This is a genomic window from Desulfovibrio faecalis (assembly GCF_053570625.1).
The window spans coordinates 678,572-702,918 of sequence record NZ_JBRBQR010000001.1 but is presented as its reverse complement, the minus strand read 5'-3'; the positions used below and the strand labels follow the sequence as shown (position 1 = coordinate 702,918).

The window sequence follows — 24,347 nt, the reverse complement described above, 5'->3', positions numbered from 1 at the left end:
CCCCGCCCTGGGGCAGTTTTCGTTTTAAGGAGCTATGCATGAATAATATCAACGACCTTTGTAAGCTGCAGCCCACGGATCTTGATGCCGGTCAGGTCTTCAGCGGCAAACCATCCGGCACCACTGTCAGAGGCTTCGCCGTCCCTTCGGCCTACACCCCGGCTATTGACCACGAATATATCTTCCATGAGTCCAGCCGTGACGTTGTGGTCTGGTTTCTCAACCCACAGGAACCGCTGTACGTCTTCGGCCCCACAGGCTGCGGTAAGACGACATGCATCAAGCAGCTGGCAGCCAGGCTTAACTATCCTGTCTTTGAGGTTACCGGACATGGGCGGCTGGAATTTGCCGACCTGGTTGGTCACCTGACAGTCAAAAACAGCAACATGACCTTTGAATACGGCCCGCTTGCGCTTGCCATGCGTTACGGGGCACTTCTGCTGCTGAATGAGATCGACCTGACATCCCCTGAAATTGCAGCAGGCCTGAACAGCGTGCTTGACGGCTCCCCCCTGTGCCTGGCGGAAAACGGCGGCGAACTGATTGTGCCACACCCCATGTTCCGTCTGGTTGCCACGGCCAATACCAATGGCGGTGGCGACGACACCGGCCTATACCAGGGCACCCAGCGGCAGAACCTTGCATGGCTGGACCGCTTTACCATCTGCGAAGTGGGCTACCCATCTGCCGATGTGGAAAAAAGCTTACTTGCCCGGCGCTTCCCATCTCTGCCCGAATCATTGTGCGCTACCATGGTGGACTACGCCAATGAGGTTCGAAAACTCTTCATGGGCGAGGCTACCACAAACAATCTGACCAACACCATAGAGGTAACATTCTCCACGCGCAGTTTGCTGCGCTGGGGTGATCTGACCGTTCGCTTTCAGCCTCTGGCTCATCAAGGCGTACAGCCCGTCACCTATGCCCTCGACCGGGCGCTGGGATTCCGAGCCAGCCGTGAAACCCGCGCTATGTTGCACGAGCTGGCCCAACGTATGTTCCCTCAACAGGTGGAAGCTGAGTCCCCCCAAACGGTAACGGCAGAAATTGAAATCCTGCAAGGCGAGCAAGCCCTACGCTTCATGCGTGGCCATCTGCACCACACACCGACAGTGACCAAGCCCCTCGTTCATCTTCAGGTAATCTACAATCTTTCCGGCAAAAAGCAGGACGGCAAGTTCTGGATCGGCGAGGCTAGCCCTGTGGGCCTCACGCTAAAGTGGGGCAAGCCGGACACCGTTGGCCAGCAGCATTTTATTCCCGCCGAAAACTGTGAGGGCAACAATTCCGTGATGGAGCTTGAAGCACGCGCAGAAAAGAAAATCAAAGAAGGCTACTCCCTCAATACAACAAGAAGCTCATTCTAGGAGGCTACTATGGCACAACTTGTTTCTGACATCCGTATTCTTGATAACTTGCTGGCCCTCAATCTCAACGTCAGCTTGTGGTCAGCCCGACGCAAAATGAGTCAGGAAGACCTGGGCGGCGCAGAACTACCCCCTGAAGATCTAGCTTCTTTGGGCTCAAAGCGCATTGCCGACCCGGAAAACCTCAAGGTGTTCGGCACACTCAAAGCCCGCGCCTTCAACTACCTTGACCGGCAAGGTGTACGGTTTATGTCCGGCTGGGCCATCCCCGAAGAAAAGGCCGGCGAAATCGTGCAGGAGCTGCTTAACATCCGCACTGAATTCCAGAAAGAAAAGGAAGCATTTCTGGCTGACTATGACCAAAATGTGCAGGCATGGATTGAGAAGCACCATCAGTGGGGCGAAATCATTCGTAACTCCCTTGTGGGGCCTGACTATGTACGCGCCCGCATGGATTTCCGCTGGCAGTTGTACAAGGTGGCCCCGCTTGAACAGCACACAGACAACACCGCTGTGCTGGAAGCTGGTCTGGCGGAAGAGGTGCAGGGCCTCGGCGGCACTCTGTTTGATGAGGTGGCTAAGTCGGCTGACGATATATGGCGCAGGGTTTATCACGGCAAGACGGAAGTAACCCACAAGGCGCTTTCACCGTTGCGCACCCTGCATGCCAAGCTCACGGGCTTGTCTTTCGTAGAGCCACATGTGGCCCCGGTGGCTGACATCGTGCAGGCTGCACTGCTGCGCATGCCCAAGAAGGGCAACATCACCGGTACAGACCTGTTGCTGTTGCAGGGGCTGGTCTGCCTGCTCAAGGACAGTACGGCCCTTGTGGGCCACGCCCAAAAAGTTATTGAGGGCTACGGCCCGGCCTTTGTGTTGGATGCGCTGCTCGCCGTACCATGCACTATGCCAGTACAGGATGACAACGCGAGGCAGGTAGAGGGTACAGTTAATGGAGATGATGACGAGCCAATTCTGCCTGATATTTCTATGGCTGACAGCGCGTTACCGCATCCTGCCATACCCAGCCTAGGCCTGTGGTGACGCTATGATACGCACAAAAGACGTTCTCAACTGTCTGCCCCTTGTGGCATCTATCCTTGGCGACCGCTATGGGGTGCAGGTGCGTATTGGCGGCAAGGAGGCTTGCACCAACGGTAAAGTTATCCATCTGCCATCGTTGCCCATTGATTGTGAGCCTGAATTATTGGCATTGGCGAGGTCGTTTGTGGATCATGAATCCGGCCATATCCGGCACACTGATTTTAGCGTGCTGAAAGCTGAAAACCTTGATCCTGTGACCTTCAACCTCTTCAATTGCCTTGAGGACTGGCGCGTTGAAAAAATGCTGTCAGGCATTTTCCCTGGCTGCCGAAGAAACTTGAACTGGTTGATACGACGATTCTTTGTAGAGCAAGCACAGCCAAGGGCCGGGGATGATTCCCCGGCCCTTGCTGTTTTGGACTATGTGCTGTTGACAGTGCGAGCCTGGGATGTGGATGCGGTGACCCCGGCACGCCAACACGCGGCAAACATCGTGGAGCAGCACTTCCCCAGCTTGAGAGATGTTTTGGATGCCATCTTGGTCAAGGTTTATATTCATTGCCCGGATACAAAGGCAGCAGTCGAATACGCTCGACAAATTGCCAAATGCATCAGGCAGTGGGAACCGCCTCGACAGGCTTCAACTAGCAAACGCGCGAGTACGAACGACCAAGGAGCCACACCTAGGGCGACAGGGGAGGTCAACGATTCTGCCACACAAATCAACCAGCAATCTGAACCGGTCCAACCATCGAGTGATTTACCACTCAAGGCCATTTTCCATGCGGAGGGGCAGGATCTACCCCAGCAACTCGGCGAAATCATGGCGATTGAGCTTGCCAATAACAGCGCAGAATCCGCTGGTGACGCATTGACCGTGGCGGTAGAAGGCACCCGACATGCAACCCCCTTGCCAGCAGAGCAGAAGCTGCAAGCCCTTCAGGCCAGCATTGCCCTGCGCACTCGCCTTCAGGGCTTTCTGCAGGCGCAAACGCAAAGGCGATGCAGTATTGGTCGCAGGGGCACATTGCATGCCAATTCGCTACATCGTCTGCAGGTTGGCAATGCTCGTGTTTTCCAAAAAGAGTCTGTGCAACTGGGCCTCAATACGGCTGTCCATGTCCTGCTGGACGTAAGCGGCAGCATGGCTGGCGCACCGATTAATCTTGCCAATCGGGCCTGCTATGCCGTGGCAACAGCGCTGAGCCATATCCGTGGCGTGAATCCAGCGGTTACGGCTTTCCCCGCTACGACGGTCACAAACTCTATATTCCCCATCATGCGGCATGGGCACGCGGTGCCAGATCTGTTCGACATTCGGGCTTCTGGCGGCACACCCTTGGCTGGGGCCTTGTGGTGGGTTCTGCAAACCATGCTGCCCCTAAAAGAGCAACGCAAGATGATCTTGGTTATCACTGACGGCATGCCGGACAACCCGCTTGCTGCAAACAATGCCATAGGGGTGGCGCAAAAACTTGGTTTTGAAGTTTACGGCCTTGGCATTCGGGATGAACACATCACGCACCTGCTGCCGCACACAAGTAAGGTGGTCAACGATCTGCCTGATCTGGTGCCTGCCATGTTTGCCATGCTGCAGGCTGCATTACTCAAAGGCGGTGCAGTATGATGGTACCGCTTGATTTCAGGCCTTGGTATCGAACGGGATTATTCCGTTTCTTTACTCTTAACAAAAAGCGGCGCATCCAGCGCTGCTAAATGAAAGGAAGGAAAATGAATTATCTTAGCTGGATACCAGTTGTTATAGCTGTGCTTCAGGCCATCAAAGATAATTGGGATGACTAGCTTGTACTCGGCTAACAAGAAGGAGCATGGACATGAGCTGTAAATGGGCATTTATAGGCGGCATACTGGCAGGGATCGCAGGAGTATTCACAGCGGCAGCGGTTTCGGTGGAATTGGAAAATCGGAAAGACGGCAGATGCAATGCCGAGGAAGAACCGAAAAGGCTGGCCTTGCCTAAAAGCGAAGGCAGGTAAAAATCACAGTTGATTCTTGGGCAGGGAAACGGGGACTTCCCGCTTCCTTGCCTTTGCTATACTTTTATTTTTCGACTGAAGTATCGGTCAAGTCGCAACGTATGTGTTCCATAGCCGAATTGCAGCAGAGTCACTGACAGACCACTGGAGGGGGCCGTTGCCACATTCACAGGTATATCGGTAGATATCGTTGGTTCTTCCATCCGGTCTTGAAGTTTCACGCTGAGGCATTTTGCCACACTTGGTACATGGCCGCATGGGAGGGAGGTATTCCTTGTTGCTCATGTGTGGAATATAGGCGTAGTTTGCAGTGCGTGTAAACCTCTAATGGCGTGAAAGTACATATACATTGTTTACTATCCATTCCCACCAGTTTTCATAAGCCGTGTGGGGAATGGTGTGGGGAAAAACAAAAAGGGCTTACAGCGGGTAGCTGTAAGCCCTTAAAATATATGGTGGGTCGTGCGGGGATCGAACCTGCGACTCTCTGCTTAAAAGGCAGATACTCTACCTACTGAGTTAACGACCCGTAGAGACGCGGAATATAGCGACAGCCTTAGCAACTGTCAAGCGCGTCTTGCGACAAAATGCCGATCAAACCCATATTTGCTCAAAAAATCAGCTACGCGCCCTTCTTTTCCAGCTTGGCCCAGGTGTCGCGCAGCGTAGTTGTGCGGTTGAACACGGGCTTGGCGTCGGTGCTGTCCTTGTCCTTGCAGTAGTAGCCAAGGCGCTCGAACTGCATCTTGTCCCCGGCCTTGAAAGTAGCCAGTGCAGGTTCCAGCAGGGCCTCCACCTTAGTGAGCGATTCGGGATTAAGGTTATCCAGAAACGTCTTGCCCTCGGGCGCGGCATTGGGGTTTTCCACCGCGAAAAGCTGATCGTACAGGCGCACTTCTGCGGGGATGGCGTGAGCCGCCGACACCCAATGGATGGTTCCCTTCACCTTGCGGCCATCGGGGCTTTGCCCGCCCTTGCTTTCCGGGTCGTACACACAGCGCAGTTCAACCACGTTGCCCGCATCGTCCAGCACGGCCTCGCGGCAGGTGATAAAGTAGGCGTAGCGCAGGCGCACTTCCGCACCAGGGGCCAGCCGGTGGAACTTTTTGGGAGGCTCAAGGCGGAAGTCGTCCCGCTCAATATACAGCTCACGCGAAAACGGCACCTTGCGGCTGCCATAGGAGGCATCTTCCGGGTGGTAGGGCATGTCAAATTCTTCCACCTGGCCTACGGGATAGTTCTCAATAACCACCTTCACCGGGTCGAGTACAGCCATAACGCGCGGGGTATGCTCGTTGAGATATTCGCGTACGCAGAACTCGAGCATGGAGTATTCCACGGTGGAATCGGCGCGGGCCAGTCCGATACGGGAGCAGAATTCGCGCAGGGCCTCGGGCGGGATGCCACGGCGGCGCATGCCGCTCAGGGTGGGCATGCGGGGATCGTCCCAGCCTGTAACGTGGCCTTCCTTCACAAGCTGAATGAGCTTGCGCTTGGAGAGCACCGTATAGGTGACATTAAGCCGCGCAAATTCGATCTGCTGCGGGCGGTACGCGCCGAGGGTTTCGAGCACCCAATCGTACAGTTCACGGTTATTGATGAATTCCAGTGTGCAGAGCGAGTGGGTGATGCCCTCGATGGAGTCGGACAGGCAGTGGGTGTAGTCGTACATGGGGTAGATGCACCACTTGTTGCCCGTGCGATGGTGCTCCGCATGGCGGATGCGGTACAGCGTGGGATCGCGCATGACCACGTTGGGCGAAGTCATGTCGATCTTGGCGCGCAACACTTTTTGACCATCGCCAAATTCGCCCGCGCGCATACGGCGGAACAGATCAAGATTTTCATCCACGCCCCTGTTACGCCAGGGGCTTTCGCGCCCAGGCTCGGTCAGGGTGCCTCGATATTCGCGGATTTCCTCCGCCGAAAGGTCGTCCACATAGGCCTTGCCCATCTTGATGAGCTGTTCGGCATAGTCATAGAGCTTCTCGAAGTAGTCGGAAGCGTAAAATTCGCGGTCATCCCACACGCCGCCAAGCCAGCGCACATCCTCACGGATGGAATCAACGTATTCCGTTTCTTCCTTGGTGGGGTTGGTGTCGTCAAAGCGCAGGTTGCACTGCCCGCCAAACTCCCTGGCAACGCCAAAGTTAAGGCAGATGGACTTGGCATGCCCCAGATGCAGATACCCGTTCGGCTCTGGAGGAAAACGCGTGTGTACGCGATTGCCGAATCGGCCCGAAGCGTTGTCTTCGGTTATACGGGTACGGATGAAATCCAGGCCGACTTTTGCAGTATCGCCAGCGGCGGTGCCATCAGCAACATTGGCGGGTGTCGTATCATTTTCGGGGGCCATAATGCGCTCCAATAGTTCCATGTAATGAGAAGTCCATAAAATTACGCCAAGCTGCGCCCCCGGTCAATGCGTGGCTGTGCTGGCTGCACGGCCCGATTGTGATTCCCTTTTATTCATAGATGGCAGAACATTCTTGACAGGTGCCGCCGTCTAGGCTAGCTTGCTTTTCTGCATTCTGGTTCGCTTAATTGCTGACCTGATGCTGCGGAGAGGTGTCCGAGCCGGCCGAAGGAGCTCGCCTGCTAAGCGAGTATACGGGCTTAAACCTGTATCGAGAGTTCAAATCTCTCCCTCTCCGCCACATACGCAAGTAAAACGGCGAGTTACTGAAAAAGTAACTCGCCGTTTTTGCGTTCTAGCGGGGTAAAATTGGGGGCTGCGCGGGGTGGCGTACATACCGGCGTACATACTTTTGGGAAATCTGCGGGGGAAATATCTGAAAAATATTTTGCTTAGCCGCCGATAATCGGCTCTACACCAAAGACGGGGGCAAGCCCCTTCAGCGGGCAGTTTTTCCGACAGGTTTCTGAACGATTCCCCAGCCATTTCAGCAGCACAAAACGCGCACACGCAGGCGGTAGTTTTCGAAGTTACGAAAGCCATACGCACGCCGCTGGATCAACTTCATTTTTCGGTGAAAGCCTTCTGTGATGCCGTTATTCCGGGTAAAACGGAACATTCGGGCCACTTCTTCCCGCCAATTATGCAACGTCTTGCCCAAGGTACGCAACGGCGCGAAGCTAGTTTTTCGAAGTTGCTCAATTTTATCTAATAATTCAGCCGCATACCTGCGGCACGAATCGACACTTTGCGCCCGCACACGCAATAAATCAGCTGTGTCATGCAAAAATTCGTACAGCGATTCAATGTCCGGCCTGTCAGCAAAGTATGTTCGTAATCGCTCTTTCTGTGAGTCTGTTAATCGATCACGGCGAGTCAGCAAGAGACGCATCATACCGCCTCGCCCATAAGCAAGTTGTTTTTCATCAATTGCCTTGCACAGCTCTGAAAAGTGTTGATTCACCAGCCTGATAACATGAAATCTGTCCGCAACAATGCGCGCATTGGGAAACCATTCCCGCACAAGTCGCCGATACGCAGAATTCATATCAATACAGACCATTTTAACTTTATGGCGGCCTTGCAGCGATTGCAAAAAGTCGCGCATATCAGCGGCGCTACGACCTTTAACCACATCAAAGACCCTGCGGCGGGCCAAGTCGCAAAACGTTGTTGCAAAGCCCTGTCTGCGCGTAAATCTATGCTCATCAATGCCCAGAATGCGCGGGCATGTGCGGTTTGCCCAGTGGCTGCTCTTGTGCTGCATCATCTGGTGGTAGTAGCGCTCCACGCTGGCCACGCCGATGCGGTGCTCATTGGCGATGTCTTTACAGGAAACACCTTTGTTGTAGGCCTGAAAAATGTTGCGCTTAAGCAGCTCTGTTGTTCTGCTCCACACTTTTATGCCTGCAAGTCTGGTATTAAAATATCTGCCGCAGCTTTCGCATCGGTATTTATGGCAGCGAATTAACAGGCGTGACGCCCTTCCATGAATGGAAATATTACGGATCGTCCGCCAGAATGAGTCCTTGATACGCAGCTTTTCACATCCGCAGTGCGGGCACGTATTCTTGCCCGTCCATCTGGCCTCAAACACCGGGGGAACGTGGCTGACCACTTTTTCGATTGCAAAATCCCGCAAGCCAATTAACAATCCTTCCACAGGGCCTTCTCTTCTTTTCTTTGGTCGGAAAATAAAAGCTGCCCTGATGGGCATACCAACTTTAATTGGTATGCCCATTTTTTCTTGGAGACGCCATGCCCCCGTCTTTGAGGTAGAGCCCGATAATCTGCATGGCCATCTTGGGCATGGAATTGGCCTGCGAGAGCATGGCTACCGAGGACTGGGTCAATATCTGCTCGCGCACAAACCGCGTCATTTCCGAGGCCACGTCCACATCCGAAATACGCGACTCTGCGGATTGCAGGTTTTCAGCCTGAGTCTGAAGGTTGCTCACAGTATTTTCAAGCCTGTTTTGCAATGCACCAAGAGAGGCTCGAATTTTATCCTTGGAAACAACTGCGTTATTAATAGCCACAAGCGCCTTTTGGGCCGCATCCTGCGTGCGGATATTCCCACCTACACTAGAACCTGAGCCAAGTTCAACATCACTGTGTACACTAGGAGAGCTAGTCTGATCAGTTTCTATAGCGTGCAACACTCCAGAGTTATTTGTTGCAAATACATACAAATTTGACGAAGCATCTTCGTACAACTCCACAGTTTGTACTGGGTCGTAGTTTGAAAAATGTGCCATATTATTCCAATATACAGTCAAGAAGTTAAGCTGGTCAGTTCCCATATAAGTTAGGCTCTTACTGGCAATATAATCCGCTTTTGCTGCTGAACTAGACAAACCACCGTTATCCCCCAACCCCAAAGAACTCGCCGTAGCGCTACCGATCTGAATATAGTAATAGTCTTCGGCGCTGTCGTTGGCAGTGCCAAAGTGAATTTTCATTTTTCCAGTGGAGGTCATGCCCGACCCATCGTGGGTGCCGCTGGACAGATTGCCATTAAGCAGGTGGATACCGTTAAAATCCGTGGCATTGGCGATTCGGGTGATTTCTGAGGCCATGGCCTGATATTCCGAATCAATCATGAGCCGCTGCGTGGAATCATATGTACCTGTGGCGGCCTGCTCTGCCAGTTCCTTCATGCGGGTAAGCTTTTCATCAATTACACCAAGCGCACCGTCTGCCGTCTGAATCAGCGAGATGGCGTCGTTGGCATTACGCACCCCCTGATTGAGTGCGCTGACATCTGTGCGCATCAGCTCACGAATGGCCAGACCGGCAGCATCGTCGGCGGCACTGTTTACCCGCAACCCGGTTGAGAGACGCTGCGTGGATGTTGCCAGCTCGGTGTAATGCGACTGAAGATTCGCCGCAACGCTATTAGCCATCGAATTGGTATTTATGTACATGCGCCCCCCAGATAACTAGGGCTTGCAAATTTCATGCACAAACTTATGGATATTTTTTCCCGTTCAACCTATAAAGATAGTTTTTTACGCCAATATTTTGGCGAATGGACATTTCCCGACATAACGCCCTGCCAGTGAAAGGGCGAGTCGCCGTAAAACAACCCGCCCTTTCTACTGGCACAACCAAGCCTACCCTTCTGCCTCAGCCGCATCCCCATGGCCCAGCGACCGACAGAACCGCCCCTTCAATGCCCCCGGCTAAGCGGTCAAGGTTAAGGGCAACGCTCCTCTGGTAAATATCAGTCGTAATGGGCCTCTGATGGCCCAAAAGCTGCTGTATGTTATATCTGCCTTCTGCGATTTGACCAGACTGACGGCAAAATAGCGGCGTATGGCATGGAACCCGAATGGGCTTACCCCTGCCTTTTCACAAAGCCGCTTCAACATCTGTTTCATTGTCGGTTGCCGCATGGAGCAGCACAGCAGTCGCCTCCGTGATGCCCTTGATGCCGACAACCAGCCCGACACCTTAGATGTGGCTATGTGCGGGCTTTCTTATGCCGTCCGAGGAAGTGGATAGAGCCGTCCTCGCCCTGCGCAACGCCGACATATCGAAATCTTTGTTTTTGGGAAACGGTGCAGGCGGACATAACCAATGCGGCAATTTTGGCTAGAATATCTATTTCTGGTGATGTCCGAGTACCTTCTGGGAATGCTGAACGGCGCATTTTGCTGTCGTCCTGATGCAAATAGACTTAAATATCGACAATGCAATATTAAAACAAGATTATAGAAACTTAAATCATTGACCAACTACTAAATTTAATATATAGAAAGTAAACTTTTTTGCAACCTACACAGGAGTGGTGAAGTGATGAAAAAATGGAGTATGCTTCGCATTGCAGTATTTTTTTGCGCATCCATCATGCTCTCGCTGGGGTGCGTTAAGAAAGCGGATAACTACCAGCAACTTGCTGTAAACTTTGAGTGGGCAGGCGGGGGCCTCAGCTCTCCCAACCCAGAGATAAAAATTACCAATCCCCCCGCAGGCACAGCCTTTTTCAAGGTCCAAATGACCGATCTGGATATGACCAGTTTTGACCATGGAGGCGGCACTGTACCTTGCACTATTAAGAACGGCATAGCGACTATTGAGCAAGGCTCCCTCAAAGGGTATCGCGGCCCTGAACCGCCAGCAGCACAAAGCCATCGATACATGATAAAAGTTTTCGCTCTGAACAAGGACCAAACGTTAGTACTGGGAGAGGGCAAAGCGGTTCGCAGCTACCCCCACTAACGAGCATCGTGCAGCACCTTCGATCAGCATCCTTGAAAAAGGATGCTGATTTTTTTACAAAAATAGGACGGGATTTATCACGCCCGAAACAATCATATAAATATATGCGCGCCTCATTTGGCACGGGCTTAATCTGCTGTTATTTGTGCAAGTTAGATGGCTGTTGGTCCAAAGATATTGGCACGTTACTGAACGGTCGCCCCCCCCTAACGCCCCCCCACCCAACGGCTAGTTTTATTTTCCATGCCAGCCACTGCAACTCTCTGGAACATAATCTTCTTATCGGAGGTCTCGCCCAATTGCCAACAGAGCTGATAGCATGTATAGCGCATGCCACAGACAATGTATCGGGCATCTGGAAAAGTGGCGTTGAACACGCGGCCAACACGATGTTGCACCATTAATGAGACAGATTGACGCTTTCTTTTGGGACGGTATCCAGACATGGTTGATTATGCAGTTATAGTTCCCACTCTCAACGAAAAAGACAACGTTATTCTTACTGTCGAACGACTTGAGCGTGTTCTTTCCGGCATGAACTGGGAAGTTGTATTTGTTGATGATGATTCTACAGACGGAACATGGCAAGAGCTTCTTAAACTTGCAGCAAAAAAACCTCATGTGCGTTTGATACGGCGCGTTAACCGCAGGGGTTTGTCCTCTGCCTGTGTTGAGGGCATGTTAGCTACGGCCGCCCCGTATCATGCAGTAATGGATGCGGACCTGCAGCACGATGCCGCGATTTTACCCCAGATGTTTGCTGCCCTTGTTAACGACGAAGCCACAGTTGCCGTTGGCTCACGCTATTGCGATGACGGCGGCGTGGGAGAGTGGGACAAAACCCGGGCCAAAATGTCGCAGATGGCAACGGTGCTTGCGTCAAAACTTCTCCTGACACCTTGCTCTGACCCCATGAGCGGCTTCTTTGCGCTTAAACGCAGCCTCATTGATGAAATAGCGCCCGACATTTCTTTGAGTGGGTTCAAAATCCTCTTTGATATTCTGACCACTAAGGACATTCCCCTTAAGGTCAAAGAAATACCCTATACATTTTGCACCAGAATACATGGCACCACCAAGCTCAGCGTATCTACGCTTATTGATTTTGCATGGCTTCTGCTCAAAAAGATCAGCTTTCGACTCCCCATCACCAACTTTTTTATGTTTTGCCTGGTGGGGCTGACTGGTGTGGCTGTGCATTTTTGCGTGCTCTACACCATGTACAAACTATTTCAATATCCGTTCTTTTTGAGCCAGTGTACTGCAACTTTTTTTGCCATGACGTCTAACTACTTTATTAACAACAGATTAACGTTCTTCTCTAACCAGTTGCGTGGCAAGGCTTTCATTAAAGGGTATTTTCTTTTTTGCCTTGCGTGCACGTTTGGGGCGATTGTCAACATAGCAATTTCAGAAATGCTGTTTGGTCTGTCATTATCATGGTTTTTTGCGGCAGGTGCAGGCATTGTTGCGGGGTCTGTGGTTAACTATATCATTTCAAAAACTATGGTCTGGAAGGGACTGTGATACCATAGCAAATTCTAGCCGCTGCTCTGCCCCTGCGGATGTTCTCGTACTGCATTATCACCCGTGAGATTTTATAGCCTGACTGACACACAGGCCGTATTTCAAAAACACCAGATGATAAAAGTGCACCTAGGGCTGTCCAACCTAGCTGGGCGCTGTGGACAATCATCCGTTGCCGCGTCAATAGCGCCCTTTACAAACAGCATGTTAAATCCCGCGAAAGTGACGCTCTCAACTGCAACGTTTTGCCTAACAGAGCAAAGGCTTTCTTGCGGATCTCGTTCGATAGCGCTCACCACATCACACTTTGCCCGGAAACACCATATGCAGCAAAAACATATTGAAAACGCTATTCTGTGGTATATACCCTCCCTCTGGACGAGTCTTTTTATTGCGGCCAGTGTTATGCAGATGTGGTCATTCACCATTAATGACTTTGATTTCAGTATATTTCTAACGCAGATATGGCGTGTCTGGAATGGCTGGGACTGGCACGCACCGTTTACCGAATATTATCTTGGCATGCCCTACTGGGGGGAACATTTCACCCCGATCAGCGCGCTCCTGGCACCGCTGATCGGCCCATGGAAGAGCCCCTATGCAATGAGTGTGCTTCAGGCCATCTCCACAGGTTTTATGATCTTTTTGCTGCCGCGCCTCGCCAGAACTATCTATCGGCAAGAAGGGGATGACTCATCAAGCAACTGGCTTTGGGCTGCTGGCATACTTCTGGTTCTTGTCTTTGTTTTTCGGTTTGTGTTGGCCCCATGGTCACGACAAGTACATTTTACCACTATTGCCACCTCCCTTCTGATGCTTGCCGTGCTGTATTTGCACCAACGGCGCTGGGTGCTGATGGGAATATGCTGCCTTATCGTCTGCATGGCAGAGGAACGCGCTGCCCTAGGTATTTTCAGCCTCGGCATGTACGCCTTTCTTTTGCTTGAAATGCGCAAAACAGGCATGGTGCTGTGCACATTTTCTAGCATATGGTTTATTGGGGCTTCGCAGGTATGGCTGCCCCACGCGCTCAAGATGGCAGGAACTTCCCTGCATTACAGATTCCAAAACTATATAAACATCATGGGGAGCTGGGATAAAAAATTCTTTTATCTGTTTAGAATAGTCGCCTACTCATGGTTTTTGCCTTTTTTTGGAAAAAAGGCATTTCTTTCCCTGCTTTGTACGGCACCGTTTTTGGGTATTGTGGTTGTTTCCGACTATCCCACCATTTGGGGGATGAACGGGCAATATGAAGATTTACTGGCAATTTTTCTGCTTATTTCTTTTTGCCACGCCATTATCTGGCTGCAACACAATCTTCCACCACGCTGGCAGAAACAGATCTTGACGGCGGGCACTATAACTATTGTCATAACCATGTTTGCTACTCAAACTGGCTGGTACAACCCTGTGGCCACGCTGGCAAGACTTTCCGCCTCACCCGAGCGTACCCAGTATGCCAGGCTTCACGCAGTGCTTAACAAACTGCCAGACTTTCCGGACGATATTAATGTGTGGGTGCAATCGGGGCTTGGGCCACACCTATTCTTCCCCTACAGTCGCATGGCCGCTGATTCAAGGCGTATGAATCAGAAGCTGGAAAAAGCCTTTGTGATAATTTCTCCCATTGTTGGCACCATGCGTTTAAACGGCAGGGATGAAGACAAAAAAGAAGTGGCTTATGCTGAAGCAAAAGCCGTGTTTGACACCCACCCTGACCTTGAAAAAATCTATGAAAATGACGTTGCAGTTCTGTATGTCAGCCACGACATCAGGACTCAAGACACAGATTTTTCAAATAAAATTCAGCAACTCATTGCGAGTTTACAACAATAGGCTCCCTAATATACGGAGCAACTATGCAGAATCCTCACAAAAATTAAAACCGACCTGTAGCTGGTTGAATTGGGGGCGCACGTTGCCAATTCACCAGCCATATAGTCGTGCAGGGGCATACACTGCGGAAAACGGCCTTTTCCCCAACCACCATCACAAGGGAAGCCGTGTATCGCATTCAGACGGATCATGGCTACTCAGAGCGCCGGGGCGAACTGAGTGATTCAGTTTAACCGCTGTTCTGCCAGGCGATTGCAATCTGAAGACCGTGACCTTGTTTTACGGCGGGGATGCTGGAATCGACAGAAGATCTGCGGAGTTTCGGTTCTCCGGCCCGCATGAATTATTGCGCTGGGCAGGGCTGGTGCAGAACCACAAGCGGGCAGGACGGATTTATCAGGAGAAAAACCTTTCGTTGCGTACCCGCTACCGGGTGAAGCATCCGGATTTTGACAATTGCCGATCTGTGGGATCGTTCAAGCCCGGCGCGACATATAATAGCTTTCCCGACATCACCCATCTGAACAGACAGTAGAGAATTTATTCCCCCAACCTGGCTACACTTGAAGAAATAACCACAGAGGCATTGCGCGTACTTAGCCTTTCTTTAAGATTTTCCCTTACTCTCACGCGGCTCTGCAGCAGCCTCAATGCCGTTTAAAAACGCAAAGTACTTGCCGTCTTCCTTGACCATGTGGTTCAGCACGAGGTCGTGTATTATGCATTGCAGCATTTGCACGGGGGACACAGGAGTTTCCGCATCCTGCTTGAGCAGGCCCGAGCACTTTTGCAGCAATTCTTTGTGCCGGGCCACATGCTCGTCAACCTCCGGGTATCCACTGCCGCGCAGCACCGCTTCTTCGTCATTAAAATGCTTTTCTACAATATGGTACACATCGTTAAACCGGGAATTGAGATCAAGAAGATCTCCCTCAGCGAGCACACGATCAAGCAGGCTGTTCACAATGGAAACCAGTTCCATGTGCTGCTCGTCCAGCTCCACATTGCCGGAAGCATACTCGCTGTTCCATAGCACTTTCAGCCCCAAGCTGTTCCCGTTGTGCATCTGGGCATACATCCCGTCCTCATCTGACCGGAATTTAACGCAGTTACGGCCTTCATGCTTTGCCAGATAGAGCTGTTCATCCGCGTGTTGCACAATCAGCTCTGGAGTTGTGGATTCCTGACAGGTGCAGGACACGACCCCAACACTGACCGTCACCACCCTGGCTACCTGTGACGCCGCATGGGGAATTCCGCACTGCATGACAGCCTTGCGTATGCGTTCGGCCAGGCTCACTGCGCCAAGAATGTCGGTTTCGGGCAACAGGCAGACAAATTCCTCTCCACCATACCGCGCGGCCATATCTGTGGGGCGGTTAAGGCATTGCGCCACGGTCTGAGCAACAGTCTGAAGGCATTCATCACCCTTCACATGGCCGTATGTGTCATTGTAATTTTTGAAAAAATCTATGTCCAACATGATGAGCGAAAGCCTTGCCCCGGAACGGATGTGGCGATTTCGCTCATAAGCGAGCATGGCGTCAAAATGCCGCCTGTTGGAAATTTTTGTCAGACCATCCTCGTTGCTCATGAGTTCGAGCTTGCGGTTGGATTCCGCAAGGGCGATCTCTGCAAGCTTTCGCTCCGTAATGTCTTCGTGCGCCACTACAACCATGCGCGGGCCGTCTCCGCAAAAAGGGTTGACCCTGCCCAAAAACCAGCGCTTTTGCTCTGGCGAATGGCAGCCATATTCCATGGAGAACGTTTCAAGCTTACATTCAAGAACATCCCTTATGCCCTGAGCAAATGAATTGGCTTCCAGAGCATTATCAACACACACGCCTTTGCAGACACGCAGATAATTTACCCCTTCGGAAACAAACTCCTGCGACATGCCATTTGCAACAGCAAAGTTGCGCCAGGCCTGATTGACCAACACAATCTCACCTTCGGCGTTGATGAGGGCGATATTGGCGGAAAGTCCGTCGAGCGTGGACTCCAGAAACTGCTTGGAAGAACGCAACTGGTCGGACAACTTCTGGCTCACCAGCATAATGAGCCCTATTGTCCAAAAGGTGCTGGTGGTCATAAGAAGAAAATACGTTGCAGCCAGAGGGGATGGGCTTGTGAACAAGGCCATTCCCGGCCCTCCCCACCAGGGAAGAACTGCGAAAATAAAAAGCCACAGCGTATTAAAAATAAATACATACTTTAAAAATTTGGCAGGCAGCGTATGCTTACAGTTGCCGCCAGCAACTGTAATAGCTGAAAACAGCGAGAGAATGGAGCAGGAGAAAGAAAGGAGTGTTCGCCGTAAAAAGATGCTGCCTTCAATAAATGCCAAATAGCTCAGCGCAATCAGTGACACAATCACAATAATCAGCACAGGCCGCAGCAAATTTTTATTTTCCACAAATTCGGCAAGGCCAATATATATGCACAAAAAGCAAAGCAAAAACGAAGCGGTATAAATAAAGATTGCAATGCTGGCGACTAAGTCGACTTCTCTGAACGAATTCATGAAAAATCCAAAAACCATCAGCACGCTGCCCGCTATCCACCACTGAACCCCCTGCCCGCCTTTGTTGATCCGATACTGGAGTATAAAGGCGACAAGCTGGGTACAACAGCACAAACCATAGCAAACAACTAATGTTTTTATATCAATAAAATCACTCATCTTGCTGGCACTCGCAGTTGAGGGATCACCCACTTTGGCGTGCTTACATCAACACAGGGCCGACTGATTGTAAACAGCATTATATGACGTGCATATGTGACGCACATGATATGGAGCACCCCTAGCCGAAGGAGGTCGGATGGTGGAGTTCTTCTCAACGACGGCCAGCCCCTTGTGCGCCTCGGCACACTTTCTCATAGTGACTTTCAGGCTTCTTCATGTTTCTATAAAAAGAATTCACCGTTATAGTCAGCAACCGGCCTCCTCCCGTATCGTTTGTTCTTCAGACAATATGGGCGGGTTTTGTTGATATTCAATGAACAGCTATGGCAAAATATGATGAAACCTATCGCGTTCTATTTGCCGCAATTTCATGTCATTCCAGAAAATGACATCTACGGTAAAAATTTTACGGAATGGTGCAACGTCCGAGGGGCCGTTCCTCTGTATGAAGGGCATGCCCAGCCGCATATTCCGCACGATATTTTGGGCTACTATGATCTTACTGATGAAAAGATCCTGACAAAGCAGCATCACATCGCCTGGGATAACAACGTTACGTCATTCTGCTACTATTACTACAACATGGCGGGGCGCACACTTTTGGATGCACCGCTGCACATCATCAACAAAAGCCACCTGATACGGAACGAATTTTGCCTCTGCTGGGCGCACGAATGCTGGTACGACAATACCCAGCCCCAGAGGATAAAACCGTTCATCGCACAAGAATATTCGCTGGAAAATGCCAGAAAGATTATCCGCGACCTCGCGCAGTATTTTGACAATCCGCGCCATATCAGAATAGACGGCAAGCCCTTGCTGCTGGTCTTTGCACCGGAGCGTAATCCCCTGATGTCTGTGTACAGCGAGGTATGGCGCGAAGAAGCGTGGACCATGGGACACACGGAACTTTGTCTGGCTGGCGTGGAATGTCACGTGGGGCAGCATCCCGCCAATCTGGGGTTTGACGTGATGGTGGAATTTGCCCCGAACCTGAACCCCATGAACATGCTCTCCACTGCAGGAGAAGAACCCCGCCGTTTTGATTATGCTGCCACCGTGCAAGACATGCTGCTGAAAGAAACCCCCGATTATACACGGCTGCGTTGCACCTTCCCCGGTTGGGACAACACACCCCGGCGCGGCAGACACGGACTATCCTTTGAGCATACCTCAGTGGATGTATTCATCGCTGCCCTGCGCGCCATGGCGCAACATACCCGCGCGTATCTGCCAGAAAACCTGCAATATGTTTTTATCAACGCCTGGAACGAATGGGGCGAGGGTTGCCATCTGGAACCGGATCAAAAAGACGGTTTTGCGTATCTGCACGCGGTGCGCGACGTGATGAACGAATTCAACTCCTAGGCTGCCTTGCCCATTGGGGTGGCGTTTTGCGACAGCAAGGGGTTTTGCGCAGTTCAAACACCCGCCCTTTCTATTGCAAGGTAAACCTCACTTTCCCCCCTTGCCTCATCCTTTTGGAATAAAAAACTAAATGGCGCGCAGATCGCTTTGCTTTCTAACACCCCACCCACTTGCGAACCGATGCGTAACCATTTTTTCAGGACCATACTTTACAAATATTCGTGCGCTGGGCAAATTAAAGCCCGTCAAAGAGCCTAACTATCCCTTATTGCCGGGACACCTCATGAATACTTACACACCGCTACGTTATGCCGCGACTATTTCAATTTTACTTGCTGTTCTTGCGATACAAGGATGCGGCGTCAGATCTATTTCGGATTCCGGGTATCAGGCGGAGGCGGGCAGATTGCGGCAATCAGGCAATTCTCTTTACAAAGGCGAGTTGACGGAATTCGAAGTATTGGGGATCAATCCTACCGCTTCGGTCTCACAGGAAGAAATCCAGCGCACGCTGGAAAACAGGCAACAGTTTTCCCTGCCCAAAGGCTCCTCTGTCATGCTTATCCAGTCAGGGGCCATCATGCCGGATGACAGCATGATCCAGGCATTGGAAGCGCATTACCGGATTGTGCCCTTTTCCGGCATTCCTGCGGGCCAGGGCGATGCCAGCCATGCAGCAGCGTTGCGCTTGGTTGCGGCAAAGGGCAATTGCCCAACAATACTGATCTATTGGGGAATTCTGGAAACTGCGCAAAAAGATATGAGCACAAAAGCGGTTTCGTGGGTTCCCATAGTTGGCGGCATGATTCCGGATGAGTCGCAGGAGATGCGGATCCGTCTGAAAATTGCTCTCATTGATGTTGCCACGGGTCAGTGGGAAGTTTTTTCACCCAAACCTCTTCAGGATACATCTGCCAGTGCGCGATACACACGCGCAACTTCAGACCAGCAACAAGTGGCTGTCCTTAAAGCCCGGGCATATGCAGAACTGGCTCACGCCATCGTAAAAAAATACGCTGAATAGCCTGTAAGCAATGCAGAGCCGCGCAGCCCGGCCAATGTACTGACTCTGCCAGCTAACTGGCCGCTTCCGGCCTGTATTGTTTTCTGATGTTCTGCTGGCACTGCAAGACAATAGCGTTTATTTCATCCTTGTGCCCTTCTATGGCATCAAACATTTGATCAGATATCTTTGCAGAGATACTTTTTCTGATTATCTCAAAGGCCGTATCAATAGGCAGGCTTTTGCGATATGGACGATCTTCCATCAATGCTGCAATCACATCTGAAAACGCCAGTATTTTTGAACCCACATCCAGATTCTCATCTTGCAGGGAATACGGATATCCAGATCCATCGACCTTCTCGTGATGATTTTTGGCCCAGAGCACAATTTCAGAAAACCACTCAGAAATGCTGAGGCTGCTTAGTATCTGCCCCGTATAATACGTATGCAGCTTGACCTGATCAAATTCATCATCAGTGAGCGGGCCTCCCTTTTCAATAAGGCCGGGGTCGATTCCGATTTTACCTATGTCGTGCAGATAGCCGCTGATCTTCAGCTTCAGGCAACGCTCGCGGGAAAAACCAAATATTTTGCCGAGTTCGCAAGCAAGATTGGCTACAGTGTAGGAATGCGAGGCCGTAAAATGGATTCGAAAATCAATGATGCGCGAAATAGTCAGGGCAAAATCGAGAACATTTTCAAGTGTAAGATCGAAATTCATCGACGAATCGACCAGCCTGAAAAGCTGATCAAGCTCGAGATTATTGATTTCTATCCAGAAGATATCCGGGGCTGATGCCTGCACAAAGGCCGCGAAAACATCAGGATGAAACGTAGTGGAAACGTTGTCCCTGATTTTTTCTATGACAGAGGCCTTTTGCTTGAGCACAAAAACATCTGGATTGATCAGCACGTCAACCCGGTCCGCAAGGTGAAGTATGTGACTGTCCAGCAGCACCTCGCCCTCATCCATATTCAGCGATGCATCATAGTGGATATGATGATATCTGATGATCCTGGCAACGTCCTTGAACGGGCCGAATGACGACAGCATTCTGTATCCCATTTCACAGTGCGGCCTTGGATTATGCACGTCAGCCTGAATGAGCGCATTACGTTCCTGAACAGACAAGGCTCCAACGTCATGGACAGCAGCTGCAATGATCAGTCTGAAGAGCTGATCAGAGTCAAGATCCATTTTTTTGCCAATATGGTAGGCAATGACGGCTGTACGCCTATGGTGCGACTTTAACAGGTAATTGCAGCTATCGATGGATTTAATGATCGGAACGGCCAATTCTTTCAGAGAAATAGCTTCCATGACAGGCACCCTTGCGTTAGAGGAAAGCAAAGATAGCTTTTTTTACTAAACCAAACAACTTATAGCAAGACATTTGATATTAAACCCAAAAGAGTCCAATCATTGTAACATATAACTAAATAATATTTATAGAATATTCAGACTTCCACAAACTGAACACACATTTGACAATGCACAAGTCAGATACTCATGCTATCAATACCACAGCATCTATGGATGTTGACAATCAATAGCCACTTACCAGACCACGACTACATGCCTTTCACATCCCCGATTTCTAGAGCCTCAAGCCTGAAAAATCTGGATTGCCAGCAGCATGGTATTGATAGCGCCGCACGCTTGGCATACACATCAGACACCCCAAGAATCCAGAGCCGAGGCCTTGCACTGCAGATAGTGCCACTATGCCTTTCGGCCTTTCCATTTCCCAGATACCGCACCAGGAGACGCCATGTTCCGTTATGTGCACACAAATATCATTGCAAAGGATGCAGTCAGGCTCATTGCCTTTTACAAGCAGACGCTGCATTGCTTGAGCATAGGGCAAACGCGTGACCTGCGAGGGCCGTGGCTTGACCGGCTCACCGGTTTGCCCAAGGCCCACATTACTGGCGAGCATCTGCTGCTGCCCGGCTACGACGACAGCCATCCAACGCTTGAAATTTTTTCATACGACAGTCTGCGCGACACCCTGCCGCCGGAGGTCAATCGCCCCGGCTTTGCGCACATTGCATTTGAAGTGGACGACGTGCACACAACCCTGGCAGAGATCATTGCCGCAGGTGGTGGACAGGTTGGAGAGGTTGTTACAGCCGCCTACCCCAACGACATGGAAGCGGTTTTTGTGTACGCGCGCGACCCTGAGGGCAACATCATTGAACTGCAAAGCTGGCGCAAGGTGGAGACAAATTCCTAGTCAGCATTTCCGCAGTTCGCCCAGCCAGACAAAAGCCCCTGCTACCCGACAATTTGGGGCAGCAGGGGCTTTTGCAAAAACAGGGTACCCGGCGTTAACTGGAGCGTAAGGTCGCTATAAGCTGTTCAAGTTTTTTAGTCTGCACCACAAGAGCTTCGACCGCCTCTGTTGACTGAGCCATGGCATTGTCCGTTTCAGAGGCGATAACACTGATGGAACTGACCGCACGGTTTATCTCTTCAGACGTAGCGGATTGCTGCTCAGCGGCGGTGGCAATGGAACGCACCTGATCCCCAGCAGATTCAACCATACCCACAATTTCGGCCAGGGCCTCACCAGAACGTTGAGCTAGCCCTGTGGCCAGGGTTACGCGCTCCACGGCGGCATCCATCTGCGCGGCAGCGGTATTGGTACCGCTTTGTATGCCACCAATTGCCGTGCGCACCTCGGTGGTGGCGTGGGCGGTTTTTTCCGCCAGTTTGCGCACTTCGTCCGCCACCACGGCAAAACCGCGCCCGGCTTCGCCAGCGCGCGCTGCCTCAATGGCGGCATTGAGCGCCAGAAGGTTGGTTTGGTCTGCGATATCCGAAATAACGCCCATGATGGCCCCTATGCCCTGCGCCTGCTCGCCCAGGCTGCGCATGCTGTCGGTCATCTGCCCGGCTTCATTGCGGATGCTCAGTACTGCGGCGCTGACTTCCTCCACCAGCCGGGCGCCGTCCTGCGCCTTAAGCTTGGCCTTTTCGGCATTTTCCGATGTAGCCGAGGCGCTTCTGGCAACCTCAAGAATCGTGGCGTTCATCTCTTCCACGGCATTGGCAGTGTCGCTCACTCGGGCACTCTGCTCGCGCGCGCCCTCGCTTGAATGCGCAATCTGCTGCGAAAGCTGCTGCGAGGCTGTGGCGATATTTTCCGCCACTTGCGAAACCTCAACGGCAGTCTGGGCAATGGCCGCGTTCTGCGATTCAATGCGCGTTTTCTGACCGTAAATTTCCGTCAGATCCGTCCAGAATGTAATGGAACCCAGCATGCGGCCATCCAGATCATAAAATGGCGTTGTCTGCACGGAAACACGCAATTGCTTTCCTGACTGCGCCGTATAGTCGAACTCACGGCTCAGAGCCTTGCGTTCCTTGATGGCCCGGTCAGACAGCGTTTCATGGTTGGCATCCCCCCATGAGAAAAGGCCTGAACGCTGACCCAGATATGTATCCTTGGGATCCGGCTTATCCAGCAAGCTGCACGCCTGCTCATTCAGCCAGGTTATCTTGAAATCGCTGCCCACGATGTAGCATGGCGTGGGTATGCCGTTGAGCACCCCCTGGGCAAAACCAAGGCGTTTTTTCAGCTCGTCCACCATCACGCACAGATGTTCGGCAAAGCGCCGCATCTCTGCACGGTACTTGCCAGAAAGCGTAGCCTTAAAATCCCCTTGGGCAACGGCCTCGGTGAAGTCAGATATGCGCTGCAGGGGGCCAAATACCAATTTTTTGCTAATAACACCCAGAACTATGTTCAGCAGAATAGCCGCACCCAAACCAATTATATACAGCACCCACCGTTGGTCTGCAGCTGGAGCGGTGAGTTCTGCATCGTAGGCGCTCATGCACACAAGCCACCCCGTAGCCGGAACTGTGGCCACAGACATGAACTTGTCTTCGCCTTTCCAAACATAGCTGAAGGTTCCGCTGCCTTTGGCAAGCGCATCCTGAATAAACTTTTCTTTGGAATAATCCTGAAGCAGCAGTTTTTTGTCCATGCTGTGGGAGATAAAACGGCCACTCTGGTCGATGGTAAAGCCGTATCCACGCCGTCCCAGCCGGATGGGATCAATGGTTTTTTCCGTAAAGTCCGTCCAGCGGGGGCACACGGCCACGGCGCCGAGCAACGCGCCGTCCTTGCCGCGCACAGCTTTGGCCGCCACGTAGATCAACACATCGCCCGAGGTGGCTTTCATGACGCTTTCGCTCAGGGCGACATCCTTGCCGCTGAATATCTGGCGGGCATAATCCCGATCAGCTCTGTTGCCGCCGGTAATATCAACATTGTCGGCATTTATCCCGGCAACAATACGTCCGTTGAGGTCAAAAGCAAAAAAAGACCAGTAACCCGGCAGGGATTTGACATACCCGCTCAAGAGAGTCTGGGCTTCTTGCGGTTGCCCTTCAAAGGCCTTGATCACCGCATTCTGGCGGGCAAGAATGGTGGCGACATCTACAGATTGCTGGATGTACATTTCTGCCGAGCGCGCCACAATTTTGCTGGTTTGGTCCAGAGCCTCGGTTTGCACACCGGCTACCATACGGTATGACGAAGTGGACACGTAGAGAACAAGCACCGCAATGATGCCAACAACCGCTGCCGTGATGGACAAGGTGCAGATAGTACTGATGCTGATCTGGCGCATTGCAAACTCCAATGGGCAGAGGTGGCCGAATTTCCCGTTTGCAGGGATCAGGCTATAGTCAAAAAAACTTCTTCATGAGTATTTTCTACCATCTTCACCCCTTAACGACAATACTTACCCAAACATTAGGGCAAAAACATCCAGACACAGAGGTCTAAGCCTTGATGGCTTGCGCACAAACACATTGACACCGAAAGATATTTACTAATAGATACCAGCTACAGAAACG

17 protein-coding genes, 2 tRNA genes and 1 pseudogene are annotated in these 24,347 nt (G+C 51.5%); 13 read left to right on the top strand and 7 right to left on the bottom strand.

All coding sequences use genetic code 11. The annotated features are described in order from the left end of the window. Positions 1-38 precede the first annotated feature (38 nt). The 4 genes and pseudogenes from ACUZ79_RS03055 to ACUZ79_RS03040 all read left to right on the top strand — a co-directional run. Positions 39-1,007, top strand: a pseudogene (locus ACUZ79_RS03055) (AAA family ATPase); the annotation flags it as partial. Positions 1,008-1,376: 369 nt separating this feature from the next. Continuing rightward, positions 1,377-2,411, top strand: a complete 1,035-nt coding sequence (locus ACUZ79_RS03050) for a DUF3150 domain-containing protein (protein WP_227124456.1) — start codon at positions 1,377-1,379, stop codon at positions 2,409-2,411. A 4-nt stretch (positions 2,412-2,415) separates the two neighbouring features. After that, positions 2,416-4,038 (top strand): cobaltochelatase CobT-related protein, encoded by a 1,623-nt coding sequence (locus tag ACUZ79_RS03045; RefSeq protein WP_227119050.1) that lies wholly within the window; start codon positions 2,416-2,418, stop codon positions 4,036-4,038. Positions 4,039-4,246: 208 nt separating this feature from the next. Then, positions 4,247-4,408: a hypothetical protein gene (locus ACUZ79_RS03040; protein ID WP_296935591.1), complete on the top strand. Its 162-nt coding sequence runs from the start codon at positions 4,247-4,249 to the stop codon at positions 4,406-4,408. 453 nt (positions 4,409-4,861) lie between these two features. On the opposite strand, the gene ACUZ79_RS03035 is transcribed toward ACUZ79_RS03040, so the two are convergent. Continuing rightward, positions 4,862-4,937 (bottom strand) — tRNA-Lys (locus ACUZ79_RS03035). A 93-nt stretch (positions 4,938-5,030) separates the two neighbouring features. Then, positions 5,031-6,764, bottom strand: coding sequence for a glutamine--tRNA ligase/YqeY domain fusion protein (locus ACUZ79_RS03030; RefSeq protein WP_449250679.1), 1,734 nt, complete (start codon positions 6,762-6,764; stop codon positions 5,031-5,033). 206 nt (positions 6,765-6,970) lie between these two features. Between ACUZ79_RS03030 and ACUZ79_RS03025 the strand changes: the two genes are divergently transcribed. Next, positions 6,971-7,065 (top strand) — tRNA-Ser (locus ACUZ79_RS03025). A gap of 246 nt (positions 7,066-7,311) precedes the next feature. Here ACUZ79_RS03025 and ACUZ79_RS03020 read toward each other — a convergent pair. After that, positions 7,312-8,466, bottom strand: coding sequence for an ISL3 family transposase (locus tag ACUZ79_RS03020; protein ID WP_449250559.1), 1,155 nt, complete (start codon positions 8,464-8,466; stop codon positions 7,312-7,314). A gap of 82 nt (positions 8,467-8,548) precedes the next feature. Then, positions 8,549-9,751, bottom strand: coding sequence for a flagellin N-terminal helical domain-containing protein (locus tag ACUZ79_RS03015; protein ID WP_449250678.1), 1,203 nt, complete (start codon positions 9,749-9,751; stop codon positions 8,549-8,551). An 874-nt stretch (positions 9,752-10,625) separates the two neighbouring features. On the opposite strand from ACUZ79_RS03015, the gene ACUZ79_RS03010 reads away from it, so the two are divergent. From ACUZ79_RS03010 to ACUZ79_RS02995, 4 genes are all read left to right on the top strand, one after another. After that, positions 10,626-11,048 (top strand): YbhB/YbcL family Raf kinase inhibitor-like protein, encoded by a 423-nt coding sequence (locus tag ACUZ79_RS03010; protein ID WP_449252156.1) that lies wholly within the window; start codon positions 10,626-10,628, stop codon positions 11,046-11,048. Between the two features lie 444 nt (positions 11,049-11,492). Further along, a complete protein-coding gene (locus ACUZ79_RS03005; RefSeq protein ID WP_449250677.1) occupies positions 11,493-12,575 on the top strand; it encodes a glycosyltransferase family 2 protein in 1,083 nt (360 codons plus the stop codon). Positions 12,576-12,899: 324 nt separating this feature from the next. Next, a complete protein-coding gene (locus ACUZ79_RS03000) occupies positions 12,900-14,414 on the top strand; it encodes a DUF2079 domain-containing protein (protein ID WP_449250676.1) in 1,515 nt (504 codons plus the stop codon). A 364-nt stretch (positions 14,415-14,778) separates the two neighbouring features. After that, positions 14,779-14,949 (top strand): hypothetical protein, encoded by a 171-nt coding sequence (locus ACUZ79_RS02995; RefSeq protein WP_449250675.1) that lies wholly within the window; start codon positions 14,779-14,781, stop codon positions 14,947-14,949. 72 nt (positions 14,950-15,021) lie between these two features. Here ACUZ79_RS02995 and ACUZ79_RS02990 read toward each other — a convergent pair whose 3' ends face one another. Continuing rightward, positions 15,022-16,557: a diguanylate cyclase gene (locus ACUZ79_RS02990; protein ID WP_449250674.1), complete on the bottom strand. Its 1,536-nt coding sequence runs from the start codon at positions 16,555-16,557 to the stop codon at positions 15,022-15,024. On the opposite strand from ACUZ79_RS02990, the gene ACUZ79_RS02985 reads away from it, so the two are divergent. The 3 genes from ACUZ79_RS02985 (at position 16,544) to ACUZ79_RS02975 (ending at position 19,492) form a co-directional block, all read left to right on the top strand. Then, positions 16,544-16,765, top strand: a complete 222-nt coding sequence (locus ACUZ79_RS02985) for a hypothetical protein (protein WP_240823527.1) — start codon at positions 16,544-16,546, stop codon at positions 16,763-16,765. The two genes, ACUZ79_RS02990 and ACUZ79_RS02985, sit on opposite strands and share 14 nt — an antisense overlap. Positions 16,766-17,433: 668 nt before the next feature. Next, a complete protein-coding gene (locus tag ACUZ79_RS02980) occupies positions 17,434-18,468 on the top strand; it encodes a glycosyltransferase WbsX family protein (protein WP_449250673.1) in 1,035 nt (344 codons plus the stop codon). A gap of 283 nt (positions 18,469-18,751) precedes the next feature. After that, a complete protein-coding gene (locus tag ACUZ79_RS02975; protein WP_449250672.1) occupies positions 18,752-19,492 on the top strand; it encodes a hypothetical protein in 741 nt (246 codons plus the stop codon). Between the two features lie 52 nt (positions 19,493-19,544). Here ACUZ79_RS02975 and ACUZ79_RS02970 read toward each other — a convergent pair whose 3' ends face one another. Beyond that, positions 19,545-20,795, bottom strand: coding sequence for an HD-GYP domain-containing protein (locus tag ACUZ79_RS02970; RefSeq protein WP_449250671.1), 1,251 nt, complete (start codon positions 20,793-20,795; stop codon positions 19,545-19,547). 451 nt (positions 20,796-21,246) lie between these two features. Between ACUZ79_RS02970 and ACUZ79_RS02965 the strand changes: the two genes are divergently transcribed. Next, on the top strand, positions 21,247-21,711 hold the full coding sequence (locus ACUZ79_RS02965) for a VOC family protein (RefSeq protein WP_449250670.1): 465 nt from the start codon (positions 21,247-21,249) through the stop codon (positions 21,709-21,711). A 94-nt stretch (positions 21,712-21,805) separates the two neighbouring features. Here ACUZ79_RS02965 and ACUZ79_RS02960 read toward each other — a convergent pair whose 3' ends face one another. Beyond that, positions 21,806-24,118, bottom strand: a complete 2,313-nt coding sequence (locus ACUZ79_RS02960; RefSeq protein ID WP_449250669.1) for a methyl-accepting chemotaxis protein — start codon at positions 24,116-24,118, stop codon at positions 21,806-21,808. Positions 24,119-24,347: the final 229 nt, after the last annotated feature.

What these genes read in the sequence shown, in the direction of transcription:
- ACUZ79_RS02970 (WP_449250671.1), bottom strand. Translation starts at nt 20,795, where the DNA reads ATGGAAGCTATTTCTCTGAAAGAATTGGCCGTTCCGATCATTAAATCC.
- ACUZ79_RS03030 (WP_449250679.1), bottom strand. Translation starts at nt 6,764, where the DNA reads ATGGCCCCCGAAAATGATACGACACCCGCCAATGTTGCTGATGGCACC.
- ACUZ79_RS03000 (WP_449250676.1), top strand. Translation starts at nt 12,900, where the DNA reads ATGCAGCAAAAACATATTGAAAACGCTATTCTGTGGTATATACCCTCC.
- ACUZ79_RS02960 (WP_449250669.1), bottom strand. Translation starts at nt 24,118, where the DNA reads ATGCGCCAGATCAGCATCAGTACTATCTGCACCTTGTCCATCACGGCA.
- ACUZ79_RS02990 (WP_449250674.1), bottom strand. Translation starts at nt 16,557, where the DNA reads ATGGCCTTGTTCACAAGCCCATCCCCTCTGGCTGCAACGTATTTTCTT.
- ACUZ79_RS02980 (WP_449250673.1), top strand. Translation starts at nt 17,434, where the DNA reads ATGATGAAACCTATCGCGTTCTATTTGCCGCAATTTCATGTCATTCCA.
- ACUZ79_RS03015 (WP_449250678.1), bottom strand. Translation starts at nt 9,751, where the DNA reads ATGTACATAAATACCAATTCGATGGCTAATAGCGTTGCGGCGAATCTT.
- ACUZ79_RS03050 (WP_227124456.1), top strand. Translation starts at nt 1,377, where the DNA reads ATGGCACAACTTGTTTCTGACATCCGTATTCTTGATAACTTGCTGGCC.
- ACUZ79_RS03040 (WP_296935591.1), top strand. Translation starts at nt 4,247, where the DNA reads ATGAGCTGTAAATGGGCATTTATAGGCGGCATACTGGCAGGGATCGCA.
- ACUZ79_RS03045 (WP_227119050.1), top strand. Translation starts at nt 2,416, where the DNA reads ATGATACGCACAAAAGACGTTCTCAACTGTCTGCCCCTTGTGGCATCT.
- ACUZ79_RS02975 (WP_449250672.1), top strand. Translation starts at nt 18,752, where the DNA reads ATGAATACTTACACACCGCTACGTTATGCCGCGACTATTTCAATTTTA.
- ACUZ79_RS03005 (WP_449250677.1), top strand. Translation starts at nt 11,493, where the DNA reads ATGGTTGATTATGCAGTTATAGTTCCCACTCTCAACGAAAAAGACAAC.
- ACUZ79_RS02965 (WP_449250670.1), top strand. Translation starts at nt 21,247, where the DNA reads ATGTTCCGTTATGTGCACACAAATATCATTGCAAAGGATGCAGTCAGG.
- ACUZ79_RS03010 (WP_449252156.1), top strand. Translation starts at nt 10,626, where the DNA reads ATGAAAAAATGGAGTATGCTTCGCATTGCAGTATTTTTTTGCGCATCC.